General features: G+C 35.1%; 25 protein-coding genes. 9 read left to right on the forward strand and 16 right to left on the reverse strand.

The genetic code is table 11. The features are described 5' to 3' along the window. Positions 1–10: 10 nt before the first annotated feature. The 3 genes from K332_RS0117410 to ytzI form a co-directional block, all read right to left on the reverse strand. Entirely contained in the window at positions 11–496 is a 486-nt protein-coding gene (locus K332_RS0117410) for a DUF456 domain-containing protein (protein WP_026908622.1), read from the reverse strand. A 16-nt stretch (positions 497–512) separates the two neighbouring features. Then, entirely contained in the window at positions 513–1,136 is a 624-nt protein-coding gene (locus K332_RS0117415; RefSeq protein WP_026908623.1) for a glycerol-3-phosphate acyltransferase, read from the reverse strand. 175 nt (positions 1,137–1,311) lie between these two features. Continuing rightward, positions 1,312–1,479, reverse strand: a complete 168-nt coding sequence (gene ytzI, locus K332_RS23735; protein ID WP_084288087.1) for a YtzI protein — start codon at positions 1,477–1,479, stop codon at positions 1,312–1,314. A 412-nt stretch (positions 1,480–1,891) separates the two neighbouring features. Here ytzI and ehuB point away from each other — a divergent pair, with 412 nt between their 5' ends. The 4 genes from ehuB to ehuA all read left to right on the forward strand — a co-directional run bounded on the left by ehuB (position 1,892) and on the right by ehuA (position 5,096). After that, on the forward strand, positions 1,892–2,752 hold the full coding sequence (ehuB, locus tag K332_RS0117425) for an ectoine/hydroxyectoine ABC transporter substrate-binding protein EhuB (RefSeq protein ID WP_026908624.1): 861 nt from the start codon (positions 1,892–1,894) through the stop codon (positions 2,750–2,752). A 186-nt stretch (positions 2,753–2,938) separates the two neighbouring features. Then, entirely contained in the window at positions 2,939–3,565 is a 627-nt protein-coding gene (locus tag K332_RS0117430; protein WP_036689304.1) for an amino acid ABC transporter permease, read from the forward strand. Then, complete coding sequence (ehuD, locus tag K332_RS0117435; protein WP_084288090.1) at positions 3,565–4,278, forward strand: ectoine/hydroxyectoine ABC transporter permease subunit EhuD; 714 nt, start codon at positions 3,565–3,567, stop codon at positions 4,276–4,278. Before K332_RS0117430 ends, ehuD begins: the two co-directional genes overlap by 1 nt. After that, complete coding sequence (gene ehuA / locus K332_RS0117440; protein ID WP_051359517.1) at positions 4,278–5,096, forward strand: ectoine/hydroxyectoine ABC transporter ATP-binding protein EhuA; 819 nt, start codon at positions 4,278–4,280, stop codon at positions 5,094–5,096. Before ehuD ends, ehuA begins: the two co-directional genes overlap by 1 nt. Before the next feature lie 107 nt (positions 5,097–5,203). Here the strand turns inward: ehuA and murB are convergent, their stop codons facing one another. The 10 genes from murB to K332_RS0117490 form a co-directional block, all read right to left on the reverse strand. Next, entirely contained in the window at positions 5,204–6,121 is a 918-nt protein-coding gene (murB, locus tag K332_RS0117445) for a UDP-N-acetylmuramate dehydrogenase (RefSeq protein WP_026908628.1), read from the reverse strand. Positions 6,122–6,611: 490 nt separating this feature from the next. Beyond that, a complete protein-coding gene (locus K332_RS0117450; protein WP_026908629.1) occupies positions 6,612–6,992 on the reverse strand; it encodes a YbaN family protein in 381 nt (126 codons plus the stop codon). A 224-nt stretch (positions 6,993–7,216) separates the two neighbouring features. Beyond that, on the reverse strand, positions 7,217–7,912 hold the full coding sequence (locus K332_RS0117455; protein WP_026908630.1) for a SurA N-terminal domain-containing protein: 696 nt from the start codon (positions 7,910–7,912) through the stop codon (positions 7,217–7,219). Between the two features lie 184 nt (positions 7,913–8,096). Then, entirely contained in the window at positions 8,097–9,140 is a 1,044-nt protein-coding gene (locus tag K332_RS0117460; RefSeq protein WP_026908631.1) for a siderophore ABC transporter substrate-binding protein, read from the reverse strand. Between the two features lie 276 nt (positions 9,141–9,416). Beyond that, complete coding sequence (locus K332_RS0117465; RefSeq protein ID WP_026908632.1) at positions 9,417–10,184, reverse strand: iron ABC transporter ATP-binding protein; 768 nt, start codon at positions 10,182–10,184, stop codon at positions 9,417–9,419. Next, positions 10,181–11,137, reverse strand: a complete 957-nt coding sequence (locus K332_RS0117470; protein WP_026908633.1) for an iron chelate uptake ABC transporter family permease subunit — start codon at positions 11,135–11,137, stop codon at positions 10,181–10,183. Before K332_RS0117470 ends, K332_RS0117465 begins: the two co-directional genes overlap by 4 nt. Then, a complete protein-coding gene (locus K332_RS0117475; RefSeq protein ID WP_026908634.1) occupies positions 11,124–12,080 on the reverse strand; it encodes an ABC transporter permease in 957 nt (318 codons plus the stop codon). The genes K332_RS0117470 and K332_RS0117475 overlap by 14 nt, the downstream gene beginning before the upstream one ends. A 283-nt stretch (positions 12,081–12,363) precedes the next feature. Then, entirely contained in the window at positions 12,364–13,089 is a 726-nt protein-coding gene (locus K332_RS0117480) for a DsbA family oxidoreductase (protein ID WP_026908635.1), read from the reverse strand. A 445-nt stretch (positions 13,090–13,534) separates the two neighbouring features. Beyond that, positions 13,535–14,593 (reverse strand): type 2 isopentenyl-diphosphate Delta-isomerase, encoded by a 1,059-nt coding sequence (gene fni, locus K332_RS0117485; RefSeq protein ID WP_026908636.1) that lies wholly within the window; start codon positions 14,591–14,593, stop codon positions 13,535–13,537. Positions 14,594–14,880: 287 nt separating this feature from the next. Further along, positions 14,881–15,423, reverse strand: coding sequence for a hypothetical protein (locus K332_RS0117490; protein ID WP_026908637.1), 543 nt, complete (start codon positions 15,421–15,423; stop codon positions 14,881–14,883). An 81-nt stretch (positions 15,424–15,504) separates the two neighbouring features. Here K332_RS0117490 and K332_RS0117495 point away from each other — a divergent pair, with 81 nt between their 5' ends. From K332_RS0117495 to K332_RS0117505, 3 genes are all read left to right on the forward strand, one after another. After that, positions 15,505–16,098 carry a TetR/AcrR family transcriptional regulator gene (locus tag K332_RS0117495; RefSeq protein WP_026908638.1) on the forward strand — a complete coding sequence of 198 codons (594 nt, stop codon included), beginning with the start codon at positions 15,505–15,507 and terminating at the stop codon, positions 16,096–16,098. Positions 16,099–16,119: 21 nt separating this feature from the next. Then, a complete protein-coding gene (locus K332_RS0117500) occupies positions 16,120–16,659 on the forward strand; it encodes an HD domain-containing protein (protein ID WP_026908639.1) in 540 nt (179 codons plus the stop codon). Positions 16,660–16,779: 120 nt separating this feature from the next. Further along, complete coding sequence (locus K332_RS0117505) at positions 16,780–17,391, forward strand: hypothetical protein (RefSeq protein ID WP_156914225.1); 612 nt, start codon at positions 16,780–16,782, stop codon at positions 17,389–17,391. A gap of 38 nt (positions 17,392–17,429) precedes the next feature. On the opposite strand, the gene rsgA is transcribed toward K332_RS0117505, so the two are convergent. Next, positions 17,430–18,488, reverse strand: a complete 1,059-nt coding sequence (gene rsgA / locus K332_RS0117510; RefSeq protein WP_026908641.1) for a ribosome small subunit-dependent GTPase A — start codon at positions 18,486–18,488, stop codon at positions 17,430–17,432. A 269-nt stretch (positions 18,489–18,757) separates the two neighbouring features. Here rsgA and K332_RS24050 point away from each other — a divergent pair, with 269 nt between their 5' ends. After that, positions 18,758–18,919, forward strand: a complete 162-nt coding sequence (locus tag K332_RS24050; RefSeq protein WP_156914226.1) for a hypothetical protein — start codon at positions 18,758–18,760, stop codon at positions 18,917–18,919. 41 nt (positions 18,920–18,960) lie between these two features. Here the strand turns inward: K332_RS24050 and K332_RS0117520 are convergent, their stop codons facing one another. Continuing rightward, positions 18,961–19,785, reverse strand: coding sequence for an aldo/keto reductase (locus K332_RS0117520; protein WP_026908642.1), 825 nt, complete (start codon positions 19,783–19,785; stop codon positions 18,961–18,963). A gap of 283 nt (positions 19,786–20,068) precedes the next feature. Beyond that, positions 20,069–20,584 carry a GNAT family N-acetyltransferase gene (locus K332_RS0117525; RefSeq protein ID WP_026908643.1) on the reverse strand — a complete coding sequence of 172 codons (516 nt, stop codon included), beginning with the start codon at positions 20,582–20,584 and terminating at the stop codon, positions 20,069–20,071. A 184-nt stretch (positions 20,585–20,768) separates the two neighbouring features. On the opposite strand from K332_RS0117525, the gene K332_RS0117530 reads away from it, so the two are divergent. Next, the gene (locus tag K332_RS0117530) at positions 20,769–22,544 is read left to right on the forward strand and encodes a methyl-accepting chemotaxis protein (protein ID WP_026908644.1); all 1,776 of its coding nucleotides are present in this window, start codon (positions 20,769–20,771) and stop codon (positions 22,542–22,544) included. The last annotated feature ends 206 nt before the right edge of the window (positions 22,545–22,750 follow it).

The following is a 22,750-nucleotide window of genomic DNA, read 5'->3' on the forward strand; positions in this document are numbered from 1 at the left end:
CTGTACAAAGTTAGAATATAATATTAAAGATAAACAAAATTATCATCACAATCTGGATAATAACTTTAGCAAATGTTCCACTTAAAAAGCCTAACAAGGATCCGATTGAGGCCTTTAATGCTTCTTGAATGGTTCTTTTTTGTAGCATTTCAATGATAAGAACAGTAATAAATGGGATAATGATTATCCCAAATGGTGGGATGATGAAGGACCCTACGATAACTGCGATTGCAGCACCCCGTTCGCCCCATTTACTTCCACCAAACTTTTTAACAAAAAAGCTATTAGCTAAAATATCCGCTACAAATAATATAACTGTAAATACAACCATGATAGTCCAGAAGAAAAATCCTAATTCATCTCCATTAATCCCAAACTGGTACAATAAGAATCCAATCCATATTAAAAGTACGGAAGGTATTATTGGATAGATAACCCCGATAAAACTTACTACAAAAAGTGCAACGATGATAATCCAAATTATTATATCGACCATTTGTTACCTCCAAGTCTTATTCTGCCTTTTTCTGAAACATACTTGATAGCTTTTTTTCTTCTTTATGAATAATACGTTTATAATTCTCCATATGTTTCACGATACTTAATAAAGAAAGAAATATTACTATCATTGTTGGTTCCGTTCCATAGAAATAATACGTTGTTACTAAAAATGATATATACATCATAAGCACACCAATAACAAGATAGTCTGTCGCAAAAGTAAAGATTACTAAGATTCCTATTCCAATCAATGCAATCTTCCAATCAATAGCAAGTAAAATTCCAACTAATGATGCCGTTCCTTTTCCACCACTAAATTTCATCGTTATTGGGAAGTTATGACCGATTATTACCGCTAAGGCAGTAACATAAATCAATAAGATTTGGACATCTCCAGTAATACCATTTTCATTTAAAATATACAGCATCAATAATACGGCTAGCGTTCCTTTAAAAATATCAATAAGTGCAACTAGAATACCATATTTCCAACCAAGTAGAATAGTAGTATTGGATGCTCCAGCATTTTTTACCCCTGAGTTTTTAATGTCTACTCTTTTATATTTTCCAACTAATTGAGAGCCATGGACACAGCCGAAAACATAACCAATAAAAATACTAATTAGTACATACATCATGTTTCCCCCTTTGTTTTAAAAAACATGTGTGTTACTACTATTTTAGTATACTCAAATAAAAATGGATACAATCATTTTTACATTATGAAGGATGGTGCACGTAATAAAGCTCAGAGTTCACAGAACACTGAGCTTATTCTTGAAAATATATTTTTTATATTACTTAATCTAATTAACGTAAAGTCGATTCTCCATTACTAGCCTTTTCTTCTTCCTCTACGTTTGCAGGAAGTGGATCAATAGAATGCTTATATCCGTACCCCTTATCTAACGTTAAGATAGATAAAAATACAACAATTACTGTAATGACGATACAAATAACCGCTACTACCCAAATCATCGTAATATACTCCCCCTTTATAACAGAAGTCCCTATGTTTATTCTAACATGATTTTTATAATTTACTAGTTACATAATTTCTAATCCCTGTCGAATCTTTAGGATTCTAGAGTATTTTTTATGATACATTAGCATCTTTACGAACGATAGAGCTCTTTCTGTCACACCCACTCCTATCAGTAATAATTTTAAATTATCTAAAAATACTAAGTTTGAATCCTCATTTCTAAACCGATACCATTAAATATGTAACTGTTTACAGCTCGAATTACTTATTACCCTTTCCTAATCCATTAGTCTTTGGCGTACATACTACCCCATTCAGTTACTTTCCATTTTCTTTATTTACTATTTATCCATACATCTGACTAAGGTTAGAGTATTTAAAAATAATAGGAGGTCTTTATATTTTATGAAAAGATTATTATTACTTCTGATCCTATGCTTAACGATTGCTCTTGTAACAGCATGTGGGTCTGAGGAAGAAAGCAAATTGGCCAAGCTTCAAGAAGAGGGTAAGGTCACAATCGGGTTTGCCAATGAAAAGCCTTATGCATATGAGGAAGATGGCGTATTAAAAGGTGCTGCGGTAGATATTGCTAAAGCAGTCTTTGCGGAACTTGGAGTGGAAGAAGTAGAGTCAGAATTACTAGAATTTGGTCAGCTTATTTCTGGACTAAATGCTGGTCAGTTCGATGTTGTAACAGCCGGAATGGCTATTAAGCCTGATCGCTGTGAGAATGCGGCATTTGGAGAACCAGAGATGATGTATGGGGAAGGATTAGTTGTACAAAAAGATAATCCTCTTAGTCTAGAAAGTTATGAAGATATTGCAAACAACCCCGAAGTAACAGTAGCTGTCATGCAAGGTGCTACAGAAAATGACTTCTTAAAAGATTCCGGTGTGAGCCAAGACCAAATTCTTTCTGTCCCAGATATACCGGCTTCTATTGCTGCCGTACAATCTGGTCGCGCGGACGCAACAACAGCAACGCAATTTACCCTTCAGGATGCTTTTGAATCGGCCGGTACAGATGAGCTAGAGTTCGTTGAGTCCTTCCAACAACCGGATGTTGATGGGGTACCAAGTTATGGAGCAGCGGCATTTAATTTAGATGATACAGAGTTATTAGAGGCATATAATGAAGCACTTGCTGGGTTAAAATCTGATGGTACAGTTGCTGAGTTGTTAGAAAAAAATGGTTTCAGTGCACAGATGAATGTAGTACCAGATGAGATTACAACTGAAAAAGTTTGCAACGGTGAGATTTAATTCATGATTCAACAAGACTCCATAGGGCTTCTCCCCATAAGGGGGTCCATCCCTATGGAGTTTTTTTACGGATAACGAAGTAATTAAGAAGATATCTTGCTTCAGGTATAGCGACTAGAGATACCTCTCGAGCTTTTCAAAGGAGTGATTATAATTAATGCTATGATAGAAGTTTTCCCTGTATTAATGAAGGGGATTAATATTACAATAACAGTTTTTATTTTTTCTTCCATATTTAGCTATATATTTGCATTTATTGCAGGTCTTTGTCGAGTATCCAATAATAGGTTAGTCAGAGGGGGTACGAGTATTTATGTGGAAATATTTAGAGGTACCTCTTTAATTGTTCAATTATTTTGGCTCTACTATGCAATACCGATGTTATTTGACGTTGGTATTGACAACCGACTCGCAGCCGGTGTATTAGCAATTTCTTTAAATTATGGCGCATATATGTCTGAGATTGTTCGCGGATCTATCCTAGCTGTAGATAAGGGACAAACAGAGGCATCCATCGCCCTAAATCTTTCTCGCTCACAACGAATGAGAATTGTCATCTTCCCACAAGCATTTCGCATGATGTTACCCGAGTTTGGAAATTATCTCATTCAAATACTTAAAGCAACGTCACTCGTTTCACTGATTGGAATGACGGATATTCTATATCACGGAAATATTTTAAGAAGTACTAATTTATCTGCTGCACCAACCGTGTATCTTCTTTTACTCGTATTCTACTTTATTATGGCATTGCCACTTATCTTCCTTACTCGTAAAGGGGAGCAGATTTCGAAGAGAGGGGTGGCTAGTTAATGACTATAAATTGGAAATGGGATATGTTTTTCGAAGCCTTTCCTTTTATCTTACAAGGATTAGGAGTTACAGTAGGACTAACCTTTGCATGCTTTCTATTTGCATTGATATTTGGGTTTGTTTGGGTCTTTCTAAGGAGAATAAAGTTTAAACCTGTAAATTGGCTCGTGACATGGATTATGGAGTTTATACGTTCCACACCTCCTTTAATTCAATTATTCTTTATTTACTATGCTTGGCCAATGGTTCCCGGAATTGGAGTATCTCTTACTTCGTTTGAAAGTGCTATTATAGGTCTTGGTATCCATTTTAGTACGTATATTGGTGAAGTGTATCGTTCAGGAATAGAAGGTGTTGATAAGGGACAATGGGAAGCCTCTACTGCATTAAACTTTTCAACAAGACAAAAGTGGACTAAAATCATATTACCACAAGCAATACCACCAACAATTCCAATGTTGGGAAACTATCTAATTATTATGTTTAAGGAAGTACCTCTCGCTTCAACAATCGGTGTAGTTGGTATCTTATCTCTAGCTGAAACATATGGTACGGATAACTTCCGTATGTTAGAGTCCTATACCATTGTCGCGCTTATTTTCTTAGCGCTAAGTTATCCTTCAGCAATCTTGATCAATAAATTAGAAAAGAAAATGAACCGCCGCTTTGATAAGAAAGCAGCGCTTCAGGACAGCAAAGGAGCGGTAGTGTAATGGTTGAATCAGTTAAAGAAAGCAATAGCTCTAACATTTCCAATAAGAATATAAAACCAATTGTCGAATATAAAAAAGTTCATAAATCATTTGGCGATGTGGAAGTATTAAAGGGGCTTGATTTAAATATATTCCCAGGCGAGAAGGTTGCATTAATTGGACCTAGTGGATCTGGGAAAACAACGATTATTCGTATGCTTATGACCCTAGAGCAGCCCACTTCAGGTGAAATAATTGTAGATGGAAAAAACCTTTGGCATATGGAGAAAAACGGCAAGCTAGTTCCTGCAAGTGAAAAACATTTACGTGAAGTCCGCGGTGATATCGGAATGGTATTCCAACATTTCAACCTTTTCCCGCATATGACTATCTTGCAAAATTGTATGACTGCACCAGTCCAGGTACAAAAAGAGGATAAAGAAAGCGCCAAAAAACGATCGATTGAAATGCTAGAAAAGGTCGGACTAGGAGATAAATTAGATAATTATCCAAATCAATTGTCTGGAGGACAGAAGCAACGCGTTGCTATGGCACGTGCCTTAGTAATGCGACCAAAAATCATGCTATTTGATGAAGTGACTTCCGCTCTAGATCCAGAGCTTGTTGGAGAAGTTCTAGAGGTAATTCGTGACATTGCCAAGGAAGGCGAAATGGCGATGGTCCTTGTTACACATGAGATGGATTTTGCTCTTGAAGTAGCAGATCGAGTTATTTTCTTAGATGATGGTGTAATTGCAGAGGAAGGAAAACCAAGCGAGGTACTTGAAGAATCAAATAATGAGCGATTACAACAATTCTTATATCGTTTTAGAAGTTAATTTAATTTTATGGTTTAATATAAACTTGTTTAGGAAATAATATTAAAGTAAATATCTTCCCCTTAATTATAAACGAAGCTGTGCGTTCATCGCACAGCTTCACTTTTTTATTCTTGGTCTTCACCAATAATCCGTACTTCTCGCTCTAGAGAAACACCGAATTTATCCTTTACCGTAGCTTGAACATGGCGGATTAGCTGAATATATTCATCCGCTGTTGCATTATCCTTATTCACAATAAAGCCGGCATGCTTTAAAGAAACTTGAGCACCACCAATTTGCGCACCCTGTAATCCACTATCTTGGATTAACTTACCAGCAAAATATCCCGGTGGGCGTTTAAAGACACTACCACAAGATGGGTACTCTAGTGGTTGTTTTGATTCGCGTTTAAAGGTCAAATCATCCATGACAGCCTTAATTTCTTCAAAGTTACCTTCCTTTAATGCAAAAGTTCCCTCTAACACAATATAACCATTATCTGAAATATTACTTCTACGATATTCCAAATCTAATTCATCTGCATTTAGTGCTAATAAATCACCATTTGGATCGACAACTATAGCACTTTCCAAACAGTCCTTTATCTCTCCACCATATGCTCCGGCATTCATGTATAAGGCACCTCCAACAGAACCAGGAATTCCACAAGCAAATTCCAATCCTGTTAAGTTTTGCTTCAGTGCTGCACGGGAAGTATCAATTATTCTTGCACCACTTTGGGCAATTACTTTCTTACCCTCGGTCCTAATTTCATTCAATTTATTTAAATTCATAACGATACCACGAATACCACCATCTTTAACAATTAAATTCGAGCCATTTCCAAGTAAAGTAAATGGAACTTCTTCGTGGTTTGCAAGCTTTACAATTTGTCTAACCTGTTCATACGTTTCTGGTGTCACCAGTATATCAGCTGTTCCACCTAATCGTGTATACGTATGATTCTTTAGTGGCTCATTAACCATCACATTTTGTTCTGATGTAATATTAATGAGTTTTTCATAGACATGATGATTGTTCACTAAAAATCATTCCTTTATAAAATTCCTTAAAGAGGATGTTCAAAAAGTCCGGTTAGAAAAACTCGCATTCGCTCGTCCTTTTGCGAATGTGTTAGTTTTTCTTATGTCGGCGGAAAGTTTTTTATACTTTCCTAACTACTAAAAAAGACAGATCAGAAAAAGGAACGCTACTAAAGCCGCCCACATACTATGGTAGCTCGTTGGCTTGCCTTTCCGCACATCATGTAACTTAAAGTGTACATTCCGGTGCTCCCGCATGGAACTTCTCGGTCCTTTTCATACTCCTTTTTGTACCCACACTTATATTAACTATCTGTACTATTGTAGATTATTTTTTATTTTCATGCCACCTTTTAGAAAAACTCTCCTTTGCTAGTCCTTTAGCAATTTCTTAGTTTTTTTAAACATATGAAAAAGGCATTATACTTTTCTAACTACTTCATTACACTATCGTATTTATATGCTAATATTTATATTGCATACCAATGAATTATTGATGGGCTTTTATTAACGTTTTTTGTTTTAAGATAAACCATGTGAAATAAGCTGCAATTCCTGCTAAAAGTAGTTTCACAGCAATCAATGGCACAACAAAAAAGATGGTAAACAGCATAGATATCCATAGTAAGGATACTCCAACAACTTTTGCCGCTAGTGGGATTCCCTTACCTTCTCGATAATTTTTAATATATGGGCCCAAGTACTTATTTGTGATTAACCACTGATATAATCTATCCGAGCTTCTAATGAAGCAGGCTGCTGAAAGTAGTAATAATGGCGTTGTTGGTATTAATGGCAAAAAGATTCCTATAATAGCAAGTCCTAGTGATAGTAGTCCTATGATGACTAAAAATAGTTTTTTTATAAACATTTCAACACCAGCTTTTGTAAATTTATTATAGTCTTATAATGTATTATATCACTTTGGTATCTATACTCTGGCTGAAATTAGTACTATTTTATGAAACTGTATAGTACGCAAATTACTACAGTATCCGCCTTCAACTAACATAGCCAATTCTCATTCTTATAGAAAAAGAACTTCCTACATATAAGAAGAACACATGACAATTAGCCATGTGTTCCAATTCTAATTTAAATATTCTTATTAATTTCTGCTTGTTTCATTAATTCTTCTACTTTTTGTTGAAGTGCATCTGCTTGTCTTTGTGATGTCAATTGATTTTTGATGATCGGTTCTGCTTCTTCAAATTTCATGATGTCTTCCATATCTTTCTTCAATTGCTCATATGTTTCTTTAATATCTTTTTCTGTCACTTCTTCTACTTTAATTTCTTGTTCCATATAGTTACTTAATGTTTGAGAAAAGCGAATCTGATCCTTTAAAGACTCCTCTGTCAATTTAAATCTGTCAAGGTAATCATTAAACGTATCTTCACTTTGTGTTTTTAATTCGTCAAATTCTTTTTGAACGTCCTCATCAGAGACTTCAATGCCACTCTTTGTAGCTTCCTGCTTAATAAGTTCTTGAGCGATTAGCTCGTTCAACGTTATATCCTTAAGATTCTCTTTATCCTCTGTATCTTGACCAAACTGTGCTACTCTCATTTTTGTTTGTAAGTAAGTCGCATTGTAACGGTCACCTTTTACTTCAGAATCATTAATTTCCACAACAACTTGTGATTCGTCAACCACTTCATCCTTTTCCATTGTAACTTCCTGTGGATTTGTATTTGCTTCTTCACTAGCATTATTTTCCTTTTCATCGTTGCCACATGCAGCTAACAATATTATTAACCCTATAACAAGTATACTAACTATCTTTTTCATGTTATACCTCATTTCCTAAAGTTGTATTTCTATTCAAACATAATTGGTATATCAAATGCAAGAAAGGGTAACATTTACAATGTACAAATAGAGTAATCATTATGATATGAAATGAGGCAATGAAAAAGCTCCCAGGAAGTCCTTATTTAAAACTTCCCGAGAGCTAGTTAGCTTCATTATTAATCTATTTTAATTCAGCAAGGATTTCCTCAATTTTAGCAAGTTCAGATTGTAAACCACCACCACTTAGATACCATAGTGGACCATCTAAATAAATGATACGTTCATTTTTATAAGCTGTCGTTTGTTTAATAATATCGTTTTCCATATCTTTATCAATATTTGTTTCACCACCAACAGCTGCTGTACGGTCAATCACAAATAATACTTCTGGATCAAATTCTAAGATTGCTTCGAAACCAAAGTTTGAACCGTGGGATGACGATTCAATATCTTCAGTAACAGGTGTGAATCCATAAACATCAAATACATATCCGAAACGAGAGTTGGTTGAAAAACCAGATAAGCTACCTTCGTTGTACATTGTTACTAGACTACTTTCATAATTTCCAGCTAGATTCTTGATTTCTTCTAGGGATGCATCGAACTTTGCAATATATTCTTCAGCTTCTGCTTCTTTATCAAACATCTTAGCTGCGATATCCACAGAAGCTAAGAAAGTATTCCAGTAGTCATCCTGTTGTGCACCAACGAAAACAACATTTGGAGTAATCTCTTTTAATTGGTCGTAAAATGCAGATTGACGACCTGAGATAAAGATAACATCTGGTTCTAATCCCGCGATATCTTCTAGCAATGGTTCTTTTAATGTACCAATACTTGAGTATTCATCACTTGAATATTTCTCAAGGTGTTCTGGTAAGGAAGAGTCTTTTGCAACACCAACAATTCCTTCTACACCAAGTGCATCTAAAGTATCTAAGAAACCATAATCAAACACAACAATATTCTCAGGCATTGACTCAAATGTTACATCCTCAAAAGTATAGGATTCGCTTCCATCTCTACTCTCACTTTTAGCGACTGTAGGAGATATTGTCATTGGGTATGCAGAATTAGCTTCTTCTGTTTCTTCTGCCCCTTCTCCACTTGTTTGATCATTATTTGAAGCATTTTCCTTTTCGCTATTTGAATCGTCCCCACCACATGCAGCAAGAACAAAAATTAGCATTACTAACATAATACTTAGAAACTTGAACTTTTTCATTATGTATCTTCTCCCTTAATATGTATTTTTATTAATAATGAGAATCATTATCACTGATAACAATTCTCATTATAAGTTGCTTATTGTTATTCGTCAATATAAAAATGAAAATTTTTCTAATAATTCTCATTCACTAAAAATAAGGATCAAAACGAAATGCATCTTAACTAGTAATTAGTTCATCTGAATATCTTTTCCAAACAAAAACGCCTTAAACAAATTGTTGCTTCGAAAGAACCCTTTGATTAAGACGTTTACATCGCATTCTATATTAATCTATGCATGGGAATTAAAGTATACGCAAATTCGACATCCATTTTGCTCTTGAACAGGAATATGCATATCATATATTTCCCGAAGTGAAGTAGAATTAATAATATCTTTTGTAGGACCATCTTTTACTAATTTTCCATCTTTTAAAGCAACAATTCGATCTGAATAAACTGATGCAAAATTAATATCATGTAAAACAATAACAACAGTTTTACCAAGCTCATCTACAAGCTTACGTAAAATCTTCATAATTTGAACAGAGTGCTTCATATCTAAGTTGTTTAACGGTTCGTCAAGTAGAATATAATCTGTGTCTTGTGCAATAACCATGGCAATGAAGGCACGTTGTTTTTGTCCACCAGATAGCTCGTCAATAAATTGGTCTTGCATTTCTCCTAAGTTCATATAATCAATTGCTTTGTCCACGTACTTTTCATCTATCTCAGTTAGTCGACCTCTTGAATATGGATAACGTCCAAATGAAACTAGTTCACGAACCGTTAATCGTACATTCATGAAGTTTGATTGTTTTAATATGGACACACGCTTGGCAAACTCGTCTGACTTCCACTTTTTTATGGTTTGTTGATCAAGTAAGACTTCACCTGTATCTGCTTCTAATAGGCGACTGACCATTGACAATAATGTTGATTTCCCAGCACCGTTTGGTCCGATAAATGATGTAATTGTTCCAGGCTCAATCGTTAGTGAAACCTTTTCAACAACATTTTTCTTCCCATACCGTTTTGACAATTCCTTAATTTTTATCATTTTGCAGCCCTACTTTCTTTTAGTAATAAGTAAATGAAGTAAATACCACCAATAAAGTTAATAATAACGCTTAATGTTGTACGCAATTCAAGAACGTGTTCGACGAGGAATTGCCCCCCTACTAAAGCAATAATGCTTATTAAACTCGCACCCAGAATTAAAATAGAGTGTTTGTAGGTTACTAAATATTGATAGGATAAGTTTGCCACAATTAATCCAAAAAATGTAATAGGACCAACTAATGCTGTTGATGTAGCAATAAGTACGGATGATAAAATTAATATATTCATTACCATTCGGTCATAGTTAATTCCAAGATTCATAGCATTTTCTCGCCCTAGTGACATTACATCTAGCTTGCTCATAATACGAAAACCATAAACAAATGAAATAATTAATATGACAATAGCAATATATAATAATTCTGCTTTAACTTTTGTAAAGCTTGCAAATAGCATAGATTGTAAACTTAAATATTCTACCGGATCTATTATCACTTGTAAGAAAGTGACTAAACTACCTAAAAGTGTCCCTATAATCATACCAATTAATAGTAGTAGATAAATAGGATGCTTATCTGACCGAAATAAGAAACGATATAGAATCAGCGCAAATAAAACCATTGCAATGATTGCTGCTGCAAAATTTAAATACTTATTAACCACCCATACCGACATCGATCCCGCAAAAAAGTAAATCAATGTTTGTACCACTCCATACATCGAATCCATCCCCATAACAGATGGCGTCAATATACGGTTTTGGGTGATAGTCTGGAACACAACAGTAGCATACGATATTGCAACTCCAGTCACGATCATTGCTGCAATTTTTATAACACGCCTAGGAAAGGCATAATCGAAACCACCTTTAATATCATAAAACGCATAAAGCAGTATACTAATAAGTGATAATACAAGTAACAAAATTAATTTGGTGCTATTTTTTCGCATATGCTCTCCCCCTAAATAACATGATTAGGAAGATAGCACTTCCGATTACAGCAACCGTTACGTTAACAGGTATCTCATACGGATGGATAATGATACGGCCAATAATGTCACAAATTAATAAAAAGACAACCCCAAGTGCCATGGTATGAGGAATTGTTTTTCTTAAATTATCACCCATATAAAGTGAAACTATGTTTGGAACGATAAGGCCCAAAAATGGTATAACACCAACTGTTAGTACGACAGATGTAGAAATGATTGCAACAAGAACAAGCCCGATATTTAGTACCAACTTGTAACTTAATCCTAAGTTTTTTGCAAAATCCTCACCCATACCTGCAACAGTAAACTTATTTGCATACAGATACGCTAAAATAACAGCTGGAATACTTAAGTATAGGAGTTCATAACGTCCTGCAATAATTAATGTGAAGCTCCCCATCAACCAAGATGAAATATTTTGGAGAATGTCAGCTTCATAGCCAAAAAATGTTGTAATCGATGACAATATATTCCCATACATAATTCCGATTAATGGAACGAAAATAACATCTTTAAATTTAATACGATCTAGAATTTGCATAAAAATATATGTTCCTGCTAAAGCAAATGCAAAACTGAAAATAATTTGCTGTGTATAGGTTACATTCGATAAAAATAGCATCGAAATCATAATACCTAACTTAGCTGCATCTAATGTTCCCGCTGTTGTTGGGGATACAAACTTATTACGACTTAAGCTCTGCATGATTAATCCAGCAATACTCATTCCCGCCCCCGCCAAGATAATCGCAAGTAAACGAGGTACTCTACTTACTAGAAAGATTTGTAGTTTATCAGATTCTAAGTTTAGTAAATCACTTAAACTTATATCTATAGCACCTATAAATAGGGACACAATGGACAGGATTATACCTAAAATTATTAACATCCACAATTTCATATGCAATCCTCATAATCTGTTTATTCTTAGAATATTAATTGAAAATGATTATCATTCCAAGTTCAGCTTAATTATATAAATAGATAACAATAAAATCAAGCTTCTAAGAAACCGTTGCCACTTAATTGGTGTTTTATTACATAAATTTTCATTAATCACCTATTATTTAATTTAGTAAAATAATAATTATTTAACACCATACCCCACGAAAGCATTAATGATAACTAATGCTGTTACACCAAAAAAGCTCGCTAATTTATCTAGCAAGCTTTCAAAATTTCTGTTATTCTTCTTCAGCTTCACATTCTTTACCTGTACAGTAAGAGGTTTTTGTGCCTTCATGATTAATGCTTGTTGTTGAAATGGGCTTTTGACTTTCTTCTTCCCAAATACTTTCTAATACTTTTTGAAAAGACTCCACGGATTGGACACCAGAAATTGCATATTTTTCATTAAAAACAAAGAATGGTACGCTCGTTACTCCAAGTTCCTTTGCAAGTTCTTCGTCTTCATTTACACGTTTAGCGAAACGATTAGTAAAAAGGATATTCTCCACTTCACCCTCATCTAGACCAACTTCTTTTGCAAGTCTTATTAATGTTTCTCGATTACTAATCAATTCTGAATCTGTAAAATAAGCATGCATTAACTTCTCGGTCATTTCTTTTCCTACATTGCAGATTCCTGCATACTGAACTATGCGATGTGCATCAAATGTATTGGTATGCTGTATAGTATCCAAGTTAAAGATTAACCCGACTGAGTGCGCATGTTTCGCTACATTCTCATTTAACCTTTTGGCATATTCGAAAGAAATTCCTTTTGTTGTAGCAAGGTATTCATGTATATTTTGGTTTGGCATTGCCTCTCGATTCGGGTCAAGTTCATAGCTTTTAAACTCTACTTTCACTTGTTCTGAAAAATCAACCTGTTCTAAAGCTAGTTCCAAACTCCGCTTGCCAATATAACAGAATGGACAGACAAAGTCAGACCATATCTCTATTTTCATTCACCACACCTCACTTACTCTATATCATTTTATCACATTAGTATTTTTCAAAGATAATGTTGTGCTTGTGGGAACTATACTCTACTCAGCTAGCCTCTGATCAACAAGTTTAGACAGTTATTTGATCCCTACATATTTGATAATAAGGAAAGTAGTGAACCTGAATAAAAGGAAAGGATTAAAAGTAACGAGGTTGAGGATTAATATAGAAGCTAACTATTACATGGATTCACGATTATGCAAAATTGACAAATTAGAATTTTGTATGTGGATAGCTATCTGTTTCAAATGTAATAAAATAGCTTACAATCTTATAACATATATTTCCGTCCAGAAAATGCTCCTCACAAATATAAAAATATGGATAAAAAAACGCTTAAAAGAACGCTTTTTTATCCATAATGACATGATTGTGTATGAATATGGTCTATTTAGTTTGAATCACTTAGTCCTGTTCATCTAATAGGGACCTGCCCATAATAGTAACTCTCTTCGTATTTTTAAGTTCTGCTAATTTCTTTACTCCAATTCCAAACATGGTAATCTTTAATTCAAATTCAATTTGCTGCATCACTCTGTCAACAGCCTCAACCGATTCTGTTGCTGCTTGAAGCAGTGATCTAGCAAAACCAATGACATCCGCACCAATCGTAATTGCTTTCGCGGCATCTAATCCTGTTTTCATCCCACCGCTTGCAACTAAAGGAACATCTTCTAAATTACTACGTACAGATACAATACAATCTTTCGTTGGAATTCCCCAGCTATTAAATGCTTCTGCTGCAGCTTTTCTTAATGGATCCTTTGAGCGCAGTTTTTCTACTTGACTCCATGATGTGCCACCAGCACCAGCCACATCTATAAATGATACACCTACATCGTAAAGCTTTTTCGCTACGATTCCATCTATTCCAAAACCAACTTCCTTCACACCTACCGGAACGGTTAGCGCCTTACAAACCGCTTCAATTTTCGGAAGTAATGTATCAAAGTTCAAGTCCCCTTCATCTTGAATAACTTCCTGCAACGTATTCAAATGAAGATATAGTGCATCTGCTTCCGTTAAATCAACAATTTTTTGTGCATGTTCCGGCCCGTAACCGTAGTTAAGCTGCACCGCTCCAAGGTTAGCGACTAATGGAACAGTAGGTGCCTGTCTTCTTATTAAAAAGGAATCTTGATGTTTATCACTTTCAAGTAATGCCCTTGTGGAACCAAGCGCAATAGCCCATCCCCTTTTTTCTGCTGCTAAAGCAAGGTTCTGGTTAATTTCTGTTGCTAGCTCCGATCCACCAGTCATTGAGCTAACTAGAAAAGGCGCCTGAAGATCCTTATTTAAAAAGCTCGTTTTTATATCAATATCATTAAAATTAATTTCTGGTAATGCATTATGGATGAATGATATTCCTTCTAATCCAGTAGACTTATTCACACCTTCTACTTGATCAGTAAGGCATAACCTGATGTGTTCTGTTTTACGTTTATTTATTCCCTGTTCGGCCATATCAACACTTCCAATCCAATTTATCACAGGTTAACTGGCTGATTTAAAAGAACGCGCGACGTCCTGTCACATTGCCGACAATAGCACGTCTTGTGCGTTAAATGGTTCCCACTACAAGAATTCGAATTTATTTCATAAATAAATAAATGGAAACCAACAGCTCGTAAAAACCCGTTTCGTTCAACAAACATTCAATGAGGAAAGCCCCTACTGAATTGTTTTACTTTATCTACCTACAGTTTACTTGTTTCCTCACTGGATTGAAAGTAAAGTGATAGCAAAAAAGACTATATTGAATTAGGGGCTTTCCTTGGAAAAATGGTATAACTAAAACTAATTAGAAAATCGATAGCCAAAATAAGCGACCAAAATTTTAGTGTACCTATCAGTGCTTCCGTTTGTCTTGTATTATCAATTAGTAAAATTATCGCAATTAGAATGACACTTCCTATAGACCACGCTAGAAAATGTCTAATCCACCCAGATCGTTCTAGTTTCGCATGTTCTGCCCCGTACTTTTTTCCGCCTACTGGTTTCTTACCACCAGCAAAGTAATAAGAAAATTGCTTATCTGCCCAGGCGATCATTCGATGGCCAAACGCAATACTTACCCCAATATAAATAGCAGCTATTCCATGGACAGTAGATGCAACTGCACCATTCTTTAAATCAATGAATGTTACAATTAATAACACGATATCCACAATAGGCGTACAAATAAGTAAAAATTTACTAAGTTGCTTCTTTTTCAAAATATATCTTGAAAATAACCCCGCAATAACAAAGACCCAAAATCCAATTTCACAAGCAATGATTAGCCATACGATCACTGTTACAACCCCTTTTTAATACGACTGTACTAAAAATATAACATGTTTTTTTATTTAATACAACTGTGTTATACTAAATCTATGCCTAAAATTGTAGATCATAATGAAAGAAAAATTAAAATTGCAGAAGCTACTTGGAATGTCATTGTTCGGGAAGGGCTTGAAAATGCCTCTGTTCGTAACATCGCAGCAGAAGCGAATTTATCTGTGGGCTCTCTTCGGCATTACTTTCCGTCACAATCCGATTTATTCCTGTTCTCTATGGAACTCGTATCAGAACGGGTAAGGAAGAGGATCACTAGCAAAAAATATGATGGGCCCCCACTTCAGACGTTTCAGGAGGCACTATGTGAAGTACTTCCAATTGATGAGGATCGAAAAATTGAAATGGAGGTATGGTTAGTCTTTTCAGCAAAGACACTAGTTGATCGGAAATTGGAAGAGCTAAGTAAAAATGTATTTTTACAGATGCGAACAGAGATAATAGAAAGAATAATTTACACATTAGAATCGCTTCAATTATTAAAGGAGAATGTTGATAAGCATGTAGAAGTAATCCGCCTACATGCACTCATCGATGGATTGGCAACACACCACATCCTACATCCGAATACCGTAACCAATAAAGAAATGATTAATACGCTTACCTACCATTTGCACTCCATATGTAGGTAAGTAAAAAGAAAGGATAACTGTATGAAAGCGAAAGCAAAAGAATTTGCAACATTAGCACACGCCGGACAAAAGAGGAAAAACTCAAATGTGGACTACATTACCCATCCGATACGTGTTGCTGAACGATTGGAGAAAGAAGGCTTCTCTGAAGAGCTAGTATGTGCAGGATACCTTCATGATGTCGTGGAAGATACCGTCTATGAAATCGAGGACATTGAGAAACTTTTTGGCAAAAGAGTAGCTAGTTTAGTTGCGGCTCATACGGAGGATAAATCAAAATCTTGGAAAGAACGAAAACAACATACCATTGACACCATTAAAAATGCGGAAAAAGAAGTGAAGTATTTAGTCGTGGCAGACAAATTGGATAATCTATTAGGATTGGAAAAAGACCTTAAAGAACAAGGGCCAGTTGTCTGGGACAAGTTTAATGCAGGTAGTGATGAACAGAAGTGGTACAACGAATCCATCGTCCGAAATATGCGGGCAGGGCTTTCTAACCACGAGATACCGGTTTACTTTAATGAATTTGAACAAGTAGTATTGCGGGTCTTTCATTGACACCTACTTTCTACCTATTTATCGGAAAATTATGGTACTTATGAATCATTCTTCCAATATACTATACAAATTCTTCCCAAACTTATATATCATGGAGAGTAAGTATTTTGTATTGGAGGAATGAAGAGAAATATGGAAAATCAAAATGAAGTAGTAGTAGAGAAACAAGAAGGGCCTAAGAATAAAGGGCAACTAGATAATTACTTCCAATATGTTATTCAAGCAATAAAGGATCCAGATCATCTCCTAACAGATGAAGTGAAAGGTAAACATCAATTCGGACTTATTACATTAGTAGTTTTTCTTGGCTTAGTTTTACTAAGAAATTTAGTAGGTATCTTTCAATATTTAGAAGCAATTAAGTATTTTGGTTTCGGTGATTACTTCGATTATGTTGATAGTACTATTTCAATTGGGGTAGCACTAGCATTGATAATTCTAGTTTTCAAAAACAACGCATCTAAAATTGACAGCAGATACGATCTAAACTTCTTCTTTGAAAAGTTTGGATCATTACTCGCTATTCCAAGTTTATTAATTCTAGTTTCCATACCATTAGACTTGTTAGAAGTCACTATCTATTCTTGGTTTAGTTCATTAGCCTTTACGCTATTGTACTTGTCTGTATTTATGATTGCTTATCGATTTGTTGCAAAAAACAACTTCAAGACAGCAATTTTCTATGTCGCTGGCTTCTACTTTGTTTATCAAATTGTGTCATTAGTTCTATAAACAAAAAGCATTTGTCCATACTTGGACAAATGCTTTTTTTACATCTTTTTATACTTATAATTTTCCCTTTGTGTCTTGCTAATCTTCTTCCATCTACTTTTTTCTTCAAGCTTAGCTTTTTGATCTTGCTTTCGCTTTTCAAAAGCAACTTCGCGTTGTAGCTTTAGATAACTTTTGTATCGTTCCTCTGGTAACTCACCATTTTCAATCGCCTCCTGAACACGACAACCGGGCTCATTTTTATGACTGCAATCTGAAAATCGACATTCCTTCTCAAAAGCCTCTATATCCTGAAAGGTTGATTCTACCCCTGATTCACCATCCCAGAGTTGAATTTCACGCATACCTGGTGTATCAATAAGCATCGCACCATTCGGAAGTATAAACATTTCTCGATGTGTCGTGGTGTGTCGTCCTTTACTATCATCTTCCCTAATATCCTTCGTCTCCTGAACCTTTTCACCAAACAAGGCATTAATTAGAGTAGATTTCCCAACACCCGATGAACCTAAGAGCGCTGCTGTCTTCCCTATTGGTAACTGGTCCATGAATTCTTCTATTCCATCACCATTTAAACTACTAATAGTTAAAATAGGTACACCAATAGCTACCTCACTAACTGTTGAAATTGCACTTTCCACTTCCGCTTCCGTAACCTGATCCTTTTTTGTCAATAACACAATTGGGGTTGCTCCACTTTCATAAGCAAGTAACATATATCGTTCAATTCTTCTCACATTCAAATCATGATTAAGGGAATTAACAATAAATACAGAATCAATATTTGCAGCAACAACTTGAGCATCTGTTCTATTTCCAGCTGTCTGTCTAATAAATTGACTCTTCCTAGGAAGAACACGTTTAATTACTGCTTTCTTCTCCTCTAGTAACTTTTGAACCTCTACCCAGTCTCCTACTGAGGGGAAGTCTAACGGACTTAATGTCTCATTTAAGAACTTTCCACTTAAATGTGCGAGGTATTCTATCTTCCCATCTGAAATACGATAACTGTTCTTCTGTACCGTAATGACACGGGCAATACATTCTTCATTAAGATCTTGTTCATTTTTCCAACCTAGCTTTTCTAAATTATGCAAGTAAATTTCCTCCTTGAATTTTGCGGAGGAAACGTTCTTATACCGACCGTTCCTCCACCTTAAAAGTTTTATACTGTTTTAATGCCATTCTTTTCATTGCTCTCATAAAACATCACTCCTTTTAAAATGGATGAACCATGTAATTTCTTTTATAGTGTACTATATTTTTCTGAAAAAGCCACAACTTTTTTGAAAATTCCAGGAAAATTATTGTTAGAATTAACCCGCTATAAGATAATTGTCTAGTATGGAGGAAAGGGTGGGGTATCATGTTAACTAACTTTCAAGAATTAGATCATGAATACTTTATGAGAGAGGCTCTAAAAGGAGCTGAAAAGGCGGGTAAACGTGGTGACAGAGCAATAGGAGCGGTCATTGTTCAGTATTCATCTGAAATAGCTGAGGTTGTTTTACATGGTCGAAGACATTAAAAGAGATGCCAAGAAGAAATTTCCCCGGCATCTCTTTCTCTTTATTTGTTATAGAAGTCAGTGGGGTCAGGACCATTTCTGTGATTGCGGTTAATTCCCTCAATCTTTTTCATATCCGCATCACTTAGCTGGAAATCAAACACATTAAAATTTTCCTCAATTCTTGATGGTGTAACCGATTTAGGAATAACGATATTGTCATATTGTAAATGCCAACGAAGTATAACTTGTGCAGGGGTTTTACCGTATGCCTCTGCAATTTCCATTATCACTTCATCATTCAATACTTCTTTACCATTCATTAATGGACTCCAGGCTTCTACATAGATATCGTGTTCTTTACAAAATGCCTTTAATTCAGCTTGCTGTAAATATGGATGACACTCCACTTGATTTAGAACTGGTACAATCTCACATTCATCTAAGAGACGTTGTAAATGCTCTATATGAAAATTACAAACACCAATCGCTTTTACCTTACCATCATGATAAAGCTTTTCTAAAGCCTTATAGGTATCAACAAACTTCTCTTCTTTTGGCATTGGCCAATGAATAAGGTACAGATCAACATAATCAAGGCCTAATCTTTCTAAGCTGGCATCAAAAGCCTTTAATGTTTCATCATATCCTTGATCGGAATTCCAAAGCTTTGTAGTAATGAAAAGTTCTTCCCGTGGAACATTTGATGCAGCAATCGCACGACCCACACCTTCTTCATTTTTATAGACCATTGCCGTATCAATGGAACGATATCCAACTTCAATTGCATTTTTTACTGCTGCTTCCGCTTCATCATCTGGTACTAACCATACACCAAAACCTAGCTTCGGCATTTTCAAGCCATTGTTTAATGTTACATGCTCCATTTTATCGCTTCCTTCTATGTAAAATCATTTCCATTTTAACATAACCAGTTAGGGAGAAAAAATTTCAGAACCATCATGTAAATAAATTGGGTTGCTTTTCGTTTCCTATTCTTTGGGACTGACCCCACCAGCTAAATTCAAACTTCAACCAGTGAGGGTTTTTGTCCTTCCCCCACTTAATATGCTTTGATTCCACGCAAATTCTTCTCATTTAGGGTCTAGCAAACAGGACCCTTCATAAAACAGGAAGAGACTACTTTTAACGTAAAAGCAGTCTCCCTTATCATTCATCATCATTCCATATAATTTCGCCACATTTTTCCGTATGATCAACAATGACATCAAAGTTATGTTTCTCATAAAAATATTGAAGTCGGTCTACATGACCGTAATCCCGTTGTACTAAGTCACCTGTTATATATTGTACATTTTCTTCTTTAGCAATCTCTTTTAAATGATTCATTAAAACAGAACCATATCCTTTATTCTCTTCACCTTTTATCGCAGCAATATGAATGGTACTATCATCTTTCACTTCTGCTTGAAGTGCTGAATGCCAGTTTCCTTGATAAGTACGCTTACAGCTATGCAGCATCAGTTGCCAAGTATCCTTATCGCGATCAGCATAGACAACAACCCACTCTTCATTTGGTGTTTGGTCAATACTAATCACTTCCGACTTCTTCGCGATTTCCTTAATATTATTCTGCATACGAAAAAGCTGTATTTCTAATTCATCAAGCTCTTCTTTTAATTCGTCCTTACTTTTTACTTCTTGTAAGAATGCCGATTTGGTCAAAAATTTCACCTCCACTTACTCCTTACTTTAAAGAAACATACAGTTTGCTATTTTACTAGAATGCTAGTATAAATTGCAAGTCCAAAATAAAGTTGTTAATTATTTTCAAATAATACTTTAAAATTCGACAAAAAAACCGATATAATGTAAAAGTAATATATATTTCTTAATGGGGGATACATTAGTGAAAAATAAAAAAGTTAAAATACCAAAGGCTAAAAAAGATACAAAGCCAAAAAAAGGTAACTCAAAATTTACGTTAAATTTTCAGAATCTTAAACTAAGTCGTAAATATTTATTTGTTTTTTTGGTATCTGCTGTGCTATTCTTACTTTCCGGTGCGGCTGTTCATTTACAACTAGTAAATGGTCAGAAGGATGTTAAACAGATTGACCAATATAGTGCTCGAGTGAATGATATGTCTAATTTAGCTTCATTAATTCAAGTAAAAGATGTACAAATTGCTGATTATTTACTATCTAAAAAGCCACGCTTCGTTACTGCTTTTGAAGAATATAAGGTAGAATTTGATGAACTGATAGCAAAAATTGAGTCTTCTGTAGAAACAGAGGAGCAAAAAAAGTTATTAAACAAGATTGTAGAAAATGACCAAAAGATAAATGATTTGTTTTATGGTGATATAAGTGAAGCAGTAAAGAAAAGTCAGGATTACATGGCAACTGTAACTAGAGCAAATTCATCCGCACTACGTACAGAAACAGTACACCTTGTAAATCAATTAATGGAAATTGTAAAAGCAGACCAACAAGAGGTCGTTGCAAAATCGCAAAATAGTCTACAAACCGGGATTACAACATTAGCGGTTGCAAACACTTCAGCAGTTGTAATCGGTATCATTTTGTTATTAGTGATAAGTAGAAGAATAACAAAAAATTTAGATAAAGTTGTATACATAACAAATGAAGTTGCAAATGGAAACCTTGTAGCAAACCCTGTTGACTACAATGGAAAAGATGAAATTGGTCAGCTTGCTAGTGCAGTAAACCTAATGAAAAATAATATTCAAGATATATTGTTTAAAGTAGCATCGGCAGCTAACACCGTATCAACTAGAAGTGGAGAACTAACTCAGTCCGCAGAAGAGGTAAGCGAAGGTAGTGAGCAAATTGCATCTACGATGGAGGAATTATCTTCTGGGTCTGAAAATCAGGCTAATAGTGCATCGAACTTAGCAGAAAGTATGAGTGACTTCGTAAAAAAGGTACGTATTTCAGAAGAAAATGGACTTGATGTTGCAAGTACTTCAGAACATGTATTGGCCTTAACTAACGAAGGGCAAGAATTGATGAAAATGTCTGTCGTACAAATGAAACAAATTGATCAGATCGTATCAGGAGCAGTTGAAAAAGTTCGTGGGTTAGATAAACAATCCATTGAAATCTCCAAACTTGTTTCTGTTATTAAAGATATTGCGGATCAAACGAACCTTCTTTCATTAAATGCTGCAATCGAAGCAGCTAGAGCTGGAGAACATGGAAAAGGTTTTGCAGTAGTTGCTGAAGAAGTTAGAAAGCTTTCTGAACAAGTGGCAGCTTCCGTTGGAGAAATTACAACAATTGTAACTAGCATTCAAAAGGAAACTGGTAATGTTGTCGAATCATTAAACACTGGTTACACCGAGGTTAAGGAAGGTGCTGCACAGATTGAAGAAACTGGTAAGAACTTTGCTGTAATCCGCAATTCCGTAACAGACATGGTAGAAAAAATTTCTTCTATCTCAACGAACCTAAGAGAAATTGCTGGTAATAGTAGTGATATGAATAATTTAATTGAAGAAATTGCAGCTGTTTCAGAAGAATCCGCTGCTGGTGTTGAGCAAGCAGCAGCATCTGCACAGCAAACATTTAGTTCGATGGAAGAAGTGTCCAATAGTGCCGAAGAACTAGAAAAGCTTGCAGAAAAGCTTAATGATGAACTGAAAGTATTTAAATTAGCTTAGTAGAAAAAGGGCATGGGCAAATAGATTTTAGTCAAAAACAAATCCGAACTGGGATTCAAAATTCTTTCACTAGAATTTGAATCAGTTCGGATTTGTTTTATTTTTTATATACCTATTTCTGATTTTGTATAGAATGTGCGGTAAGGGTTAAGAAATATTGAGATGCGCATCACTTCTAATGTAAATCTAGGTTGCAATGATGTATA

Origin of the sequence: Paucisalibacillus globulus DSM 18846 (genome assembly GCF_000482485.1) — a bacterium.
Taxonomy (GTDB): domain Bacteria; phylum Bacillota; class Bacilli; order Bacillales; family Amphibacillaceae; genus Ornithinibacillus; species Ornithinibacillus globulus.

Excerpts from the sequence above, each read along its gene's own strand:
- K332_RS0117410 (WP_026908622.1), bottom strand. The coding sequence starts at position 496 with ATGGTCGATATAATAATTTGGATTATCATCGTTGCACTTTTTGTAGTA.
- K332_RS0117415 (WP_026908623.1), bottom strand. The coding sequence starts at position 1,136 with ATGTATGTACTAATTAGTATTTTTATTGGTTATGTTTTCGGCTGTGTC.
- ytzI (WP_084288087.1), bottom strand. The coding sequence starts at position 1,479 with ATGATTTGGGTAGTAGCGGTTATTTGTATCGTCATTACAGTAATTGTT.
- ehuB (WP_026908624.1), top strand. The coding sequence starts at position 1,892 with ATGAAAAGATTATTATTACTTCTGATCCTATGCTTAACGATTGCTCTT.
- K332_RS0117430 (WP_036689304.1), top strand. The coding sequence starts at position 2,939 with ATGAAGGGGATTAATATTACAATAACAGTTTTTATTTTTTCTTCCATA.
- ehuD (WP_084288090.1), top strand. The coding sequence starts at position 3,565 with ATGACTATAAATTGGAAATGGGATATGTTTTTCGAAGCCTTTCCTTTT.
- ehuA (WP_051359517.1), top strand. The coding sequence starts at position 4,278 with ATGGTTGAATCAGTTAAAGAAAGCAATAGCTCTAACATTTCCAATAAG.
- K332_RS0117450 (WP_026908629.1), bottom strand. The coding sequence starts at position 6,992 with ATGTTTATAAAAAAACTATTTTTAGTCATCATAGGACTACTATCACTA.
- K332_RS0117455 (WP_026908630.1), bottom strand. The coding sequence starts at position 7,912 with ATGAAAAAGATAGTTAGTATACTTGTTATAGGGTTAATAATATTGTTA.
- K332_RS0117460 (WP_026908631.1), bottom strand. The coding sequence starts at position 9,140 with ATGAAAAAGTTCAAGTTTCTAAGTATTATGTTAGTAATGCTAATTTTT.
- K332_RS0117465 (WP_026908632.1), bottom strand. The coding sequence starts at position 10,184 with ATGATAAAAATTAAGGAATTGTCAAAACGGTATGGGAAGAAAAATGTT.
- K332_RS0117470 (WP_026908633.1), bottom strand. The coding sequence starts at position 11,137 with ATGCGAAAAAATAGCACCAAATTAATTTTGTTACTTGTATTATCACTT.
- K332_RS0117475 (WP_026908634.1), bottom strand. The coding sequence starts at position 12,080 with ATGAAATTGTGGATGTTAATAATTTTAGGTATAATCCTGTCCATTGTG.
- K332_RS0117480 (WP_026908635.1), bottom strand. The coding sequence starts at position 13,089 with ATGAAAATAGAGATATGGTCTGACTTTGTCTGTCCATTCTGTTATATT.
- fni (WP_026908636.1), bottom strand. The coding sequence starts at position 14,593 with ATGGCCGAACAGGGAATAAATAAACGTAAAACAGAACACATCAGGTTA.
- K332_RS0117495 (WP_026908638.1), top strand. The coding sequence starts at position 15,505 with ATGCCTAAAATTGTAGATCATAATGAAAGAAAAATTAAAATTGCAGAA.
- K332_RS0117500 (WP_026908639.1), top strand. The coding sequence starts at position 16,120 with ATGAAAGCGAAAGCAAAAGAATTTGCAACATTAGCACACGCCGGACAA.
- K332_RS0117505 (WP_156914225.1), top strand. The coding sequence starts at position 16,780 with ATGAAGAGAAATATGGAAAATCAAAATGAAGTAGTAGTAGAGAAACAA.
- K332_RS24050 (WP_156914226.1), top strand. The coding sequence starts at position 18,758 with ATGTTAACTAACTTTCAAGAATTAGATCATGAATACTTTATGAGAGAG.
- K332_RS0117520 (WP_026908642.1), bottom strand. The coding sequence starts at position 19,785 with ATGGAGCATGTAACATTAAACAATGGCTTGAAAATGCCGAAGCTAGGT.